Origin of the sequence: Nocardia uniformis NBRC 13702 (assembly GCF_001613345.1) — a bacterium.
Taxonomy (GTDB): domain Bacteria; phylum Actinomycetota; class Actinomycetes; order Mycobacteriales; family Mycobacteriaceae; genus Nocardia; species Nocardia uniformis.
The window spans coordinates 1-12,631 of the sequence record NZ_BDCE01000023.1 but is presented as its reverse complement, the minus strand read 5'-3'; the positions used below and the strand labels follow the sequence as shown (position 1 = coordinate 12,631).

Here is a 12,631-nt window from a genome sequence, read left to right as displayed (position 1 = left end):
GCGGCCGTTCGGATCTCCTACGGCGATTTCGTTTTCAGCGCCTGCTCGACGAACTCGTTGGTGTAGGTGGCATCGAGATCGATGCTATCGCGCACCGGCTTCGCACTGCGCGAGTATTGTCCCAGAATTCGCAGAACATTCTCCGCCCCTTCATGTTTCATCAATCCATCACCATTGGACATGACAATGGAATCGTGAATGGACTTGACTCCACGTCGAATTCCGGTGCGGGGCTGTCGATCTTCTCGACGATGCTATGCGACACGGGAGGCTCCGTTCGTGCGCGCCGCATCGACCTGATCGCACAGCGTTTCCCAGATTTCCTCGAGAGATCGCGGAATTGAGGCGGACCTCCTCGACATTGCGCGCGCCGCAGGGTGACCCGGAAGTCTCCGCATACCGCGGCCGGGGCAGGTGCAGCGAACCGCCGGTAACGCGCGCCGCCGCACCGGTGCCTTCGTTCTGCCGAAATCCACCACCAGGCAGCACCGACGGCGGTACATTGTCTGAAATGTACATGTTTCAACAGTAGGGAATATTCATGCGTAGCAGCTTGCGTACCGCAGTCCTGACCCTGGCCCTCCTGGGCGCGCCCTGTGCCGCCATCGCCCCCGCCACGGCCATCCCCCTGACCCAGACCGAACCCGCCGTCGTTGCCCCCCAACCGGCAGGCCCGATCGGCATCGCCTGCATTCTCATCTACCCGGCCCCGCCCGAGTGCGCGCTGGCCTCCCTGTCGGCCGGTATCTCCTCGAAATAGTAGTCGGGCGCAGCGGCTGATCAGGCCGAGACGGCGACGCCCAGCGAGAGTGCGGCGAAGGTCTTCGGCGCCGGGTCCGCGTAGAAGCGGTCCAGCTCGTGGATCTCGAATCCGGCGTCGGCCACCAGCGCGCCGATATCCCGGTTGAGGTGGCAGCCGCCGAACAGGGTCTTCTGCACCGGGTTCAGGCGGTTCTGCCATTTCCGTACCTTGGCGTCCGGTGCCAGGCCGTGCTCCACGAAATGGAAAGTGCCGCCGGGCACCAGGACTCGGCGCACCTCCGCCAGCGCGGTCCGGACATCCGGGATGGTGCACAGCGTCCAAGTCGACAGGGCCGAGTCGAAGGAACTGTCGTCGAACGGCAGCTGCTGGCCGTCCAGCCCGGCGCGTTCCACCGGTACCGGCGAGGCCGCCACTCGCTCCGCGGCCATCCGCCAGCCGAGATCGGCGGGTTCGACGGCGCTCACCGATTTCACCTCGGCCGGATAGAACGGCACATTCCGCCCCGATCCGAAGCCGATTTCGACGACTCGACCGTGCAGACCGCCGCACACGCGCTCCCGTTGCGGATCCATCGCCTGCATGCCACAGCTCAGATCGACAATGCGCGGTAGCACCCGATCTTCGTAGATTCCCATCCCACCACTCTCCCAGTCCGCTACCGCGGCGGGAAGCGTTGCGTGAGCCAGGCCGTGATGTAGTCCAGAACAACCGGATCCATGGTGGTTTCGATACCCGCGTACTCGTCGGGTGAGCCCTTGTCCGCGGGCTGCATGAGGTGGTTCAACCCGTCGAAGACGTGGACGGTCCCATCCGGGTTATCGGACAGCAGTTCCCGCATTCGATCGGCGCTCTGGGCGGGCGGGACCTGGAGATCCTTACCGCCGTACACCGCGAGCGTCGGAACGCGCAGGGCCGAAAGGGCCGCGGCGGGATCGTAATTCAGCAGCGCGGCCATATACGGGCTGGTCATGTTCTCGATGGACGCGTCCGGTAGGCGCTGGCCCTCGGGCAGGCCGCTGTTGTGTTGCACCAGGTACTCGCGGGCGGCCGCGAGATCACCGGTGCGGACAATGTCGATCAGTCCGGTGAGGAAGTCGATCTGTTCGCTGATCTCCTCGGGTGTCGCGCCCTGCGCGGCCATAATGAGCCGATTCTGTTCGAGCAGTACATCGGCGCCCGGTACGGCGGGCCCGGCGATGAGGATCGTGAACGCGACTCCGCTCTCGGGTCGGGCGGCCACCGGCGGTGCGAGATAGCCGCCCTCGCTGTGTCCGAGCAGCCCGATCCGGGTGTCGTCGATATCGGAACGCGTACGCAGGAAGGTCAGTCCGGCTTCGACATCGCCGGTCAGGTCCGCGTAGGTGGCGTCGTCGAGTGGGCCGCCGCCGGTGCCGCCGACCCCGCGATCGTCGGTGCGCAATACCGCGTACCCGGCCCGGGTCAGCGTATCCGCCAGCAGCAGAAACGGCTTGTGCCCCATCAGGGTCTCATCGCGGTCCTGCGGCCCACTGCCGGTAATCAGGACCACCGTCGGGAACGGCCCGGACCCGCTCGGCAGCGTCAGTGTCCCGGCGATGGTGATATCGCCACTCGGAAACGACACCTCCTCGGACCGGTACGGGAACGGCGGCTTCGGTTCCTGCGGCCGTGCCGGTCCTTCCGCCGGTCCGCGGGACATATTCAGCGGCACCGTCTGCCCGAACTGCGTGAAATCCCCGCGAAGGGTGTCGCTGTCGCGGTCGTAGCGGCCCTCGAACTTCGGATCACCGGGGGTATCCGCCATCGCGAAGGTCACCCGCTCCGGATCGGTGCTCACCTCGGTCAGCGCCATGGAGGCCACATTCTGCTCCGGAATATCGATGGTGGCCTTGCCGTCATCGGTGAAGTTCACCCCCACCGCAAGTGCGTGACCAGGGAATTCGATATTCCCGTGCCAGTCGCCCCGCACCTTCGGTGGCGCGGCGTCCTCGTCACCGGAGCAGGCGCTCGCCACCAGAGCGAGGACGACGGACAGGATCAGCAGCAGCGACCGTAGTAGTGTGCGCATATCGCCAGAGTAGGCACTGGGAGATCGCATTCGCCTCGGTTACGCGCCGATCACCGGTTGGACACAGCCGATAACCTCTCGGACCGTCGCCGTAACGCTCGCGAATCGATCATTGCCGCTACGCCGCGTCACTCGTACCGTGGACGATGTGAGCAATGTCGCTTCCCTCTCGGGTTCCGTTGACCTTCCGGCCGGTGTCGGTGGGTACGCCGCCCCCGAATTGGCCCCTCTGGTACGAACTTTCGCGCGCGTCATGGGCGGTAGGGCAGGTGCCGGAGGATCTCTCGCCGTGCACCGGCACGGCGAACCGCTCGTCGATATCTGGACCGGTGACGCCGGTGCCGCCGGACCGTGGGGACACGACACCGGCAGCATTGTGTTCTCGGCCACGAAAGGTATTGCGGCGACGGTCATTCACCGTCTCGCCGATCGCGGCCTCATCGATTACGCCGCTCCGGTCGCCGAATACTGGCCCGAGTTCGGCGCCAAGGGCAAGGATCGAATCACGGTGCGGCAGCTGCTGTCCCACCGCGCCGGACTGTCCGGACTGCCACTCATCGCCCGGGGCCTCGACGATATCCTCGATCACCGGCTGATGGAGGATCGGCTGGCCGCCGCCGAACCCGATCGCCTGCTGGGCATTCCGACCTATCACGCGCTCACCTTCGGCTGGCTGTGCGCTGGGCTGGCCCGTGCCGTCACCGGGCGCGGTATGGCCGAGCTGTTCCGCACCGAGGTCTCCGAACCCCTCGGCACCGACGGCATCCACCTCGGTCGCCCGGTGCCCGGATCGACCACCCGGGTGGCCACGCTCGCCGGTAATCACCTCGAACTGGTCGGCGCCCCCTACGCCGCCATGTTCCTCGGCCGCGCCTACGGCATTCCCGGGGCGGCCGGAGCCGCGGCCCGCGCGCTGTTCCTCCCCGGACTGGAAGTCCTCCTGGACGGCGATAATCCGCCGATCCTCGATACCGAACTCGCCGCGGGCAATGGCGTCTGCACCGCCACCGGCCTCGCCACCCTCTACAGCGCCATCGCCAACGAGGGCATGAGCAACGGCCGCCGGTTCCTCTCGCCGACCACCATCCGGGCACTGCGCAAGGTCGAGAGCTACCACCTCGACCACGCCCTCTTCTATATCCCGATGCTCTGGCACATGGGCTACCACTCGCTGCCCATACCGGGCGCCCGCGCGGGCCTCGGCCATATCGGCCTGGGCGGCTCCTTCGGCTGGGCCGACCCCCGCTCCGGCCTCTCGGTCGGTTTCGTCCACAACCGACTCGCCATGAACTCCCTCGCCGCCGACCAGATGGCGTCGGCCTGGGTGCTGCCGCTGGCGGTACGCGGTGCTCGCGCCGCGCACCGCACCACTGCAACCAGCACCCGCCGCGCGGCATAGCCGGCGGCGGGCCCGCGAGTCCGGGCGGTCGCCTCTACCGCCTGATTCGCACCGGGCCGTTCCGGGACGGCGAACCCCTGCGCCTACTCCGTCCCGGAACATCGCACCCCCTGCGATCCGAACCGCAGGGGGTGCGGCATTCTCTGTGGAAATCTATGGCCGCGCGGGCACTTTCGTGAGCTCCGACACAACACGCCGGAAGCGACGCGCCGGTCATTGAGTTCGCCGACGTGGGCTTCCGATCGATCTCGGAGTGGCACTTGGTTTTCTGTCGGGGCTGGCGCTTACGATGTCTGCCGTGTCGGGATCATTCGTCCACCTCCATAACCACACCGAGTACTCGATGCTCGACGGCGCGGCGAAGATCACGCCCCTCTTCAAAGAGGCGACCCGGCTCGGCATGTCCGCGGTGGGAATGACCGACCACGGCAATATGTACGGTGCCTCCGAGTTCTACAACTCGGCGAAGAAGCAGGGCATCAAGCCGATTATCGGCATCGAGGCCTACATCGCGCCGGAGTCCCGGTTCAACAACAAGCGTGTCCTGTGGGGCGACCCGTCGCAGAAGAGCGACGATGTGTCCGGCTCCGGTGCGTACACGCATATGACCATGGTCGCGGAGAACGCGACCGGGCTGCGCAACCTGTTCAAGCTGTCGTCCCTCGCCTCGCTCGAGGGTCAGCTCGGCAAGTGGGCGCGGATGGACCTCGACATCATCGCCGAACACCACGAGGGCATTATCGCCACCACCGGCTGCCCCTCCGGCGAGGTCCAGACCCGGCTGCGCCTCGGCCACGACCGCGAAGCCCTCGAGGCGGCCGCGAAATGGCAGGAGATCTTCGGACCGGAGAACTTCTTCCTCGAGATCATGGACCATGGGTTGTCCATCGAGCGCCGGGTGCGCGAGGGGCTCATCGATCTCGGCAAGAAGCTGGGCATTCCGCCCTTGGCCACCAATGACTGCCACTACGTCCACGAGACGGATTCGGGCAACCACGAGGCGCTGCTGTGCATCCAGACCGGTAAAACCCTCTCCGACCCCACCCGCTTCAAATTCGATGGCAGCGGCTACTACCTGAAGTCGGCCGCGGAGATGCGCGCCCTCTGGGATGCGGAAGTCCCAGGGGCCTGCGACAATACGGTGCTCATCGGTGAACGGGTGCAGTCCTACGACGAGGTCTGGGCGCACCGCGACCGAATGCCCATCTTCCCGGTCCCCGAGGGCGAGACCCAGGCCAGCTGGCTGCGCCACGAGGTCATGAACGGCCTGAAGCGCCGCTTCCCCAGTGGCATTCCGCCGGAGTATATTCCGCGCGCCGAGTTCGAACTCGACGTCATTATCGAAATGGGTTTCCCGGCCTACTTCCTCGTGGTCGGCGACCTCATCAACTACGCCCGCTCGGTCGGCATCCATGTCGGCCCGGGTCGTGGTTCGGCGGCCGGTTCGCTGGTTGCCTACTCCATGGGTATCACCAATATCGACCCGATCCCACACGGGCTGCTGTTCGAGCGCTTCCTCAATCCCGAGCGCGTCTCCATGCCCGATATCGATATCGACTTCGATGATCGTCGTCGCGGTGAAATGGTCCGCTACGCCACCGAGAAATGGGGCAGCGACCGCGTCGCCCAGGTGATCACCTTCGGTACCATTAAAACCAAAGCGGCGCTGAAGGATTCGGCGCGCGTCCAATTCGGCCAGCCCGGTTTCGCCATTGCCGACCAGATCTCCAAGGCACTGCCGCCGCCGATCATGGCCAAGGATATTCCGCTGTCGGGCATTATGGATTCCGAGCACGAGCGGTACAAAGAGGCCACCGAGGTCCGGGAACTCATCAATACCAACCCGGACGTCAATAAGATCTACGAAACCGCGCGGGGCCTCGAGGGCCTGATTCGCAATGCCGGTGTGCACGCCTGCGCGGTCATCATGTCGTCGGAACCGCTCATGGACGCCATTCCGCTGTGGAAGCGGAACCAGGACGGCGCGATCATCACCGGCTGGGATTACCCGTCGTGTGAGGCCATCGGCCTGTTGAAAATGGACTTCCTGGGTCTGCGCAACCTCACCGTCATCGGTGACGCGCTGGTCAATATCAAGAACAACCGCGGTATCGAACTCGATCTCGATACATTGCCGCTGGAAGACGCCGCCACCTACGAATTGCTCGCGCGCGGTGACACTCTCGGTGTCTTCCAGCTCGACGGTGGCGCCATGCGAGATCTGCTGCGGCGCATGATTCCCACCGGCTTCGAGGATATTGTCGCCGTTCTCGCGCTGTACCGCCCCGGCCCCATGGGCATGAACGCCCACAATGACTACGCCGACCGCAAGAACGGGCGGCAAGAGGTCAAACCGATCCATCCGGAGCTCGAGGAGCCCCTGAAGGATATTCTGCGGGATACCTACGGCCTGATCGTGTATCAGGAGCAGATCATGCAGATCGCGCAGAAGGTAGCCGGGTACTCGCTCGGTCGAGCCGATATTCTGCGCCGCGCCATGGGTAAGAAGAAGGCCGAGATCCTGGAAGCCGAATTCGAGGGCTTCGAAAAGGGCATGATCGAGAACGGATTCTCCAAACCCGCCGTCAAGGCGCTGTGGGACACCATTCTTCCGTTCGCCGGTTACGCGTTCAATAAATCACACGCCGCGGGCTACGGCCTGGTCTCCTTCTGGACCGCCTACCTCAAGGCCAACTATCCGGCCGAGTACATGGCCGGTCTGCTCACCTCCGTCGGTGATGACAAGGACAAGGCCGCCGTCTACCTGGCCGACTGCCGCCGCCTCGGTATTCAGGTACTGCCGCCCGATGTCAATGAATCCGAGATCGAATTCGCCTCCGTCGGCAATGACATTCGCTTCGGTATGGGCGCGGTGCGCAATGTGGGCGCGAATGTGGTGTCCTCGATTATCGCCGCGCGCAAGGAGAAGTCGAAGTTCACCGACTTCTCCGACTACCTGAACAAGATCGACGCGGTGGCCTGCTCCAAGAAGGTCACCGAGTCTCTCATCAAGGCGGGCGCTTTCGACTCGCTCGGTCATCCGCGCAAGGGTCTGCTGGTGGTGCATTCCGATGCCATCGACGCGGTGATGTCGACCAAGAAGGCCGAGGCCATCGGCCAGTTCGACCTCTTCGGCGGTTTGGACGACGGCGATGATTCGCTGTCGAGCGTCTTCGATGTGAAGGTCCCCGACGAGGAGTGGGAGACCAAGCACAAGCTGGCTCTGGAACGCGAGATGTTGGGTCTCTACGTCTCCGGGCACCCGCTGCACGGTGTCGAACATGTACTTGCGGCACAGTCGGATACGGCGATTCCCACCATCCTCGCGGGTGATGTCAAGGACGGCCACCAGGTCACCGTGGGCGGTATCTTCGCCTCGGTGACCCGGCGGGTCAATAAGAACGGCCTGCCCTGGGCCTCAGCGCAATTGGAGGATCTCTCCGGCGGTATCGAGGTGCTCTTCTTCCCGCAGTCGTACTCGGTCTACGGTATGGATGTCACCGAGGACGCGGTGGTGCTGGTGAAGGCCCGCGTCTCCGCCCGCGACGACCGCATCTCGCTGATCGCCAATGACCTTGTGGTGCCGGACCTTTCCTCCGTCGGCGTGGACAAGCCCCTCACGGTCACCATTCCCACCCGCCTGTGCACCCCGGACAAGATCGGTGCCCTCAAGCGAGTGCTGGTCAGCCACCCCGGCACCGCCAACGTGAATATCCGCCACGTCGGCTCCCGGGAACGCACCACCGTATTGAAAGTCGCCGACAACCTACGGGTTTCGACATCGTCGGCCCTGATGGGCGACCTGAAGGCGCTCCTCGGTCCGGGCTGCCTGGCGAGCTAGCCGGTCTACCCCTGGGTCGACAGCTTGGTGTCGGCGCGTCCCCCGTCATCCCGGCCAAAAGCGCGCCGGAATGACGAAGGCGGACGGGCGAGGGGCTCGATTTCCAGAGGTCTACAACCAGGTCGGGTCGCCGAACACGGAGCCGGAATCATCCACCAGCGGTGACTTGACCAGCAGGTTTGTGTACTGCCGCAGCGTCACCGGCCCGGTGCACCCATTGACCACCACATGGAAGTCGCGGGTAATGACCATGGCGGTATCGCCGGGCACGATCTGCTTTTCCGAGAGCTTCACGTCGGCGACCTGCCCGGGCCCCATGGTGGCCGTGAAGACCGGGGCCACGTAGGACCGGAACCCGGTTTCGAGGGACGGGATTTCCGGGTACACGTTCGGGGTGATGCCGATGACGCCGTTCTGCAGGTTCACCGCGCATCCGATGTGATACCCGACGGTCATGGTGCCGGTCGCCCCGCCATCGATTCGGGCGTAGGCGACATTGCTGACCAGTGCCTCGCGCGTTGTTCCCATCATGTTCAGGGGCGCGATTCGATTGATCGCCTCATCCCTATTGCCGATCGTGAACGTGCCGACCGGTGAGGGGAACACCTTCTCGTGTGGTGCGAGGGCCTCTATCTCGGCATGTGCGCCAGGTGCGAGGGCCAGGGTGGCGGCGAGAGTGGGGGCGATGATCGTGAAAATCAACCGCATGGATTCCGACTGTAATAGTCAGCGGCTATTTCCCGGTGCGGGACACGGCGTCGAGAGCCCGGTCAGTGTGAGTGCTGGGCTTCCCGCTGCTGGGTGACAAGACCCGCGATCCAGCGCACCGCGGCCGCGGCGGCACCCGCCAGTACCGCGATCTGCGGCGACCCGGTGATCAGTATGAGCAGCACCATGATGACAAGCCCGGCCGCGAGGGCCTCGAGCTTGAACATCGGCCATGCCGTGCCCGCGATATCGATCGAGTCGCTACGGGGCGCGGTGACCTGCGTTGGGTGAACCACTGCCATGCACCCAGGGTATACGCGAGGATAAGTTCGGGCAAACGAACTTTTCTGTCGGGAACATAACAAGACACCCGAGTGTTGGCTGGGTCATGCCACTTTCCGGAGAGTACGAACCCAGTACTTCAGACTGGGCCCGCGAGCAGGCCGAGAAGTACGAGGCATCCAATGGAGCCGAAGGCAGCACCCTGCAGGGGAAGCCGATCATCCTGCTCACCACGGTGGGCGTGAAGTCCGGCAAACTCCGTAAAACCCCGCTGATGCGCGTCGAGCACAACGGCGAGTACGCGGTGGTCGCCTCCCTGGGCGGCGCTCCGAAACATCCGGTCTGGTACTGGAATATCAAGGCCGAACCGCATGTCGAGCTGCGCGACGGCGCGGTCGTGCGGGATTACACCGCCCGCGAGGTATTCGGCGAGGAGCGGGCCCTGTGGTGGCGGCGCGCCGCCGAGGTCTGGCCCGACTACGACGAGTACACGAAGAAGACCGACCGCGAGATTCCGATCTTCGTCCTCGTCCCGCAGTAGATCGCAGGTCCCCGGCGACCGGCTTCTGCCGGTCGCCGGATTCCGTCTCATCCGGCCCGGCTAGCATGGCCGGGTGTCGAACCCGCTTGATATCGCAGAGAAAGTGCCCGGTCCGCTGCCCGAATTGACGGCGGACGAGATCGATGCGGCCGCCAAGCGAATTTCCGACATTATCGAGCCGACGCCGCTGCAGTGGAATGCGCGGCTGTCGGCGGCGACGGGTGCCGATGTCTACCTCAAGCGCGAGGATCTGACCGCGGTGCGCTCATACAAGTTGCGGGGCGCCTACAACCTGATCGTGCAGCTGACAACCACCGAACGTGCCGCGGGCGTGGTCGCCGCCAGCGCCGGAAACCACGCCCAGGGTGTGGCATTCGCATGCAAGGCCATGGGTATCACGGGCCGGATCTACGTCCCGACCACCACACCGAAGCAGAAGCGCGATCGAATCCGCGCGCACGGCGGCGAATTCGTGGAACTCATTGCCGTCGGCGATACCTATGACGCGGCCGCCGCGGCCGCCGTCGATGATGTGGCGCGCACCGGCGCGACCATCGTCCCGCCGTTCGACGATCCGCGCACCGCGGCCGGTCAGGGCACCATTGCCGCCGAAGTCCTGGAGCAGTTGGGGCGCGCCCCCGATGTGATGGTGGTGCCGGTGGGTGGCGGTGGCTGCCTCGCAGGAATCGGCACCTACCTGCGTGAACGTGCCCCGCGCACCGCGATTCTGGGGGTGGAGCCAGCGGGTGCCGCCTCCATGACCGCCGCGCTGGTCGCGGGCGGTCCGGTGACGCTGCCGGAGATCGACCCCTTCGTGGATGGCGCGGCGGTACGCCGGATCGGCGCGGTGCCGTTCCAGGCGGTCTCGCGCTTCGGCGGTCGGGTGCGCACGCACGCCTCACTGCCTTTGCTGTCCAGTACCGAATCTGTCTCCGGCGCAGCGACTTTCCGCATGATGCAGATCGATGAGGGTGCCATCTGCACCACCATGCTGGAGCTGTACCAGAGTGAGGGTATTGTCGCCGAACCCGCTGGCGCGCTGTCGGTTTCGGCGTTGTCGGTCATCGATGTGGAACCCGGATCCACGGTGGTGTGCCTGCTGTCGGGCGGCAATAACGATGTGTCGCGCTACGGCGAGGTCATCGAGCGCTCGCTGGTCCATCAGGGGCTGAAACACTATTTCCTGGTGGACTTTCCGCAGGAGCCCGGTGCGCTACGACGCTTCCTGGATGAGGTGCTCGGGCCCGAGGACGACATCACCCTCTTCGAATACGTCAAGCGCAATAACCGGGAGACCGGGGCGGCGCTGGTCGGTATCGAACTCGGTTCGCCGGATGGGCTGGGGCCGCTGGTGAAGCGGATGGAGGCGTCGCCGATTCAGGGCACTCGGCTGGAGCCGGGAACGCCCGCCTACCGGTACCTCACCTGATCCGACACCACATCGCATACGGAAAGACGAAGGCCCCGAGTCGAATTCGACTCGGGGCCCGCGTGTGGGCAGGTGCGCGCTCGTCCGATGGCCGTCCGCCGCTCGACCATGGCGGAACGTTTATGAAGAAGTCGTGAACGATCGCGAATCCGGCCCCCGAGTGCTGACGGCGTATCGCAGAATGTGAACCGGCCTCGTCGCGGATCCCGCCGAAGGTTAACGGGGGAGGGTTGCCGCGCCGATGATTCGAGTAGTGCACTACGCACGAAACCGAACGGCCTGGGCGGGAGGATCGGTTTATGAAACGGCTCGTTGTGTGTTGTGACGGCACTTGGAAGGCCGAGTCCGATGCGACGGTCTCCAATATTGTGAAAATCGCGCAAACCGTGCGTATGACCGGCGCGGATAGCAGTGGAAAAATCGTGGGACAGCGGCTGTTCTACGTATCCGGCCCCGGCGCGCGCGGGTTCACCTCCGATCGCCTACTCGGTGGCGCCTTCGGAATGGGTTTGGAAGCGAATCTGTGGTCGGCGTACTGGCAGGTGGCCCTGAACTGGGCGCCGGGCGACGAGATCTATATCTTCGGTTTCAGCCGCGGCGCGTACACCGCCCGCAGCCTGGCCGGAATGATCAATCGGCTCGGCATCATCACCTATGACGCCATGATCTGCGGCCAGTACCGCGAGGCCCAGCGCATCTACCGGCAGCGCAAGAAGCATCCGGCCGATCCGGAGCCGCCGGAGTGGGCCGCCTTCCGTGCCCGCTACAGCCATCCGGTGCGCCCGAAGATCAACTTCCTGGGGGTTTTCGACACCGTCGGGGCCATGGGCATCCCCGGCATCACCGCCTGGCGGCACCGCTTCCACGATGTGCGCCTCTCCAGTACCGTGCACTGCGCCCGCCAGGCCCTCGCCATCGATGAACGCCGCCGCGCCTTCGCGCCCTGCCTCTGGGAGGTCCCGGTCGAACTGCGCGAGAAGTACCGCCGCAGCGACCGCGTGAAACAGGTCTGGTTCGAGGGGGTGCACACCGATATCGGCGGTGGCTACCCCGAATGCGGTCTTGCCGACGCCACCCTGCGCTGGATGATCGCCGAGGCGGAGGCCGAGGGGCTGGAATTCGATCACGACCGCTTGCGAACCCTGATGGGCCATTGCATTCCGACCGAACACGAGAAGCGGCACGACTCCCTCGGCCTCGGCTTCCGCCTGCTGAATTTCGTCCGGCTGCTGCGCAATCCCCGCAGCCCCCGCTTCTACTGGGACTCCTGGCGCAAACTCCTCGAGCGCACCGACCGCAGCGTCTACTTCGCCTCCACCGTCCGTCTCCGCGACGGCTATATCCCCGCCAACCTGCGCCGCTGGTTCAGCGAACGCGACGTGGCCAACGGCACCATCCCGCAGCACCTCATCGAACCGATCCCAGCCGCCTCCGCCTTCCCGGTGTCCGATGCGCCCGCCGCCTCGAACCACGGCGGCAGCGGTGCCGATGGGGGAGAGGTCATTTCGGGCCTTATCCCGGCAGGGCATGTGGCGAGCCGCGCCGAGTCGGAATCCGTCGCCTGAACGGGTGGCCGAAATCGCCGCACGTTTTCGTGACCGGACTGCGCCGTCATCCCGGC

At 65.2% G+C, this 12,631-nt stretch carries 11 protein-coding genes; 6 read left to right on the top strand and 5 right to left on the bottom strand.

Annotation, left to right across the window (positions count from 1 at the left end; genetic code table 11):
• Nucleotides 1-17 precede the first annotated feature (17 nt).
• The gene (locus tag NU1_RS41160; RefSeq protein WP_157552027.1) at nt 18-182 is read right to left on the bottom strand and encodes a hypothetical protein; all 165 of its coding nucleotides are present in this window, start codon (nt 180-182) and stop codon (nt 18-20) included.
• A gap of 359 nt (nt 183-541) precedes the next feature.
• On the opposite strand from NU1_RS41160, the gene NU1_RS07160 reads away from it, so the two are divergent.
• A complete protein-coding gene (locus tag NU1_RS07160; protein WP_067518627.1) occupies nt 542-760 on the top strand; it encodes a hypothetical protein in 219 nt (72 codons plus the stop codon).
• Nucleotides 761-780: 20 nt separating this feature from the next.
• On the opposite strand, the gene NU1_RS07155 is transcribed toward NU1_RS07160, so the two are convergent.
• Both NU1_RS07155 and NU1_RS07150 read right to left on the bottom strand, forming a co-directional pair.
• Nucleotides 781-1,398: a class I SAM-dependent methyltransferase gene (locus tag NU1_RS07155; RefSeq protein ID WP_067518625.1), complete on the bottom strand. Its 618-nt coding sequence runs from the start codon at nt 1,396-1,398 to the stop codon at nt 781-783.
• A gap of 20 nt (nt 1,399-1,418) precedes the next feature.
• The gene (locus NU1_RS07150) at nt 1,419-2,810 is read right to left on the bottom strand and encodes an alpha/beta hydrolase family protein (protein WP_067518623.1); all 1,392 of its coding nucleotides are present in this window, start codon (nt 2,808-2,810) and stop codon (nt 1,419-1,421) included.
• Nucleotides 2,811-2,958: 148 nt separating this feature from the next.
• Here NU1_RS07150 and NU1_RS07145 point away from each other — a divergent pair, with 148 nt between their 5' ends.
• Both NU1_RS07145 and dnaE read left to right on the top strand, forming a co-directional pair.
• A complete protein-coding gene (locus NU1_RS07145; protein WP_067518713.1) occupies nt 2,959-4,209 on the top strand; it encodes a serine hydrolase domain-containing protein in 1,251 nt (416 codons plus the stop codon).
• A 298-nt stretch (nt 4,210-4,507) separates the two neighbouring features.
• Nucleotides 4,508-8,050, top strand: a complete 3,543-nt coding sequence (gene dnaE / locus NU1_RS07140) for a DNA polymerase III subunit alpha (RefSeq protein WP_067518621.1) — start codon at nt 4,508-4,510, stop codon at nt 8,048-8,050.
• 111 nt (nt 8,051-8,161) lie between these two features.
• On the opposite strand, the gene NU1_RS07135 is transcribed toward dnaE, so the two are convergent.
• Nucleotides 8,162-8,758 (bottom strand): MspA family porin, encoded by a 597-nt coding sequence (locus NU1_RS07135; protein WP_067518619.1) that lies wholly within the window; start codon nt 8,756-8,758, stop codon nt 8,162-8,164.
• A gap of 62 nt (nt 8,759-8,820) precedes the next feature.
• Nucleotides 8,821-9,060 (bottom strand): hypothetical protein, encoded by a 240-nt coding sequence (locus tag NU1_RS07130; RefSeq protein ID WP_067518617.1) that lies wholly within the window; start codon nt 9,058-9,060, stop codon nt 8,821-8,823.
• An 86-nt stretch (nt 9,061-9,146) separates the two neighbouring features.
• Here NU1_RS07130 and NU1_RS07125 point away from each other — a divergent pair, with 86 nt between their 5' ends.
• The 3 genes from NU1_RS07125 (at nt 9,147) to NU1_RS07115 (ending at nt 12,575) form a co-directional block, all read left to right on the top strand.
• Nucleotides 9,147-9,581 (top strand): nitroreductase family deazaflavin-dependent oxidoreductase, encoded by a 435-nt coding sequence (locus tag NU1_RS07125; protein ID WP_067518615.1) that lies wholly within the window; start codon nt 9,147-9,149, stop codon nt 9,579-9,581.
• A gap of 73 nt (nt 9,582-9,654) precedes the next feature.
• A complete protein-coding gene (gene ilvA, locus NU1_RS07120) occupies nt 9,655-11,010 on the top strand; it encodes a threonine ammonia-lyase IlvA (protein ID WP_067518613.1) in 1,356 nt (451 codons plus the stop codon).
• A gap of 299 nt (nt 11,011-11,309) precedes the next feature.
• A complete protein-coding gene (locus NU1_RS07115; RefSeq protein WP_067518611.1) occupies nt 11,310-12,575 on the top strand; it encodes a T6SS phospholipase effector Tle1-like catalytic domain-containing protein in 1,266 nt (421 codons plus the stop codon).
• Nucleotides 12,576-12,631 lie beyond the last annotated feature (56 nt).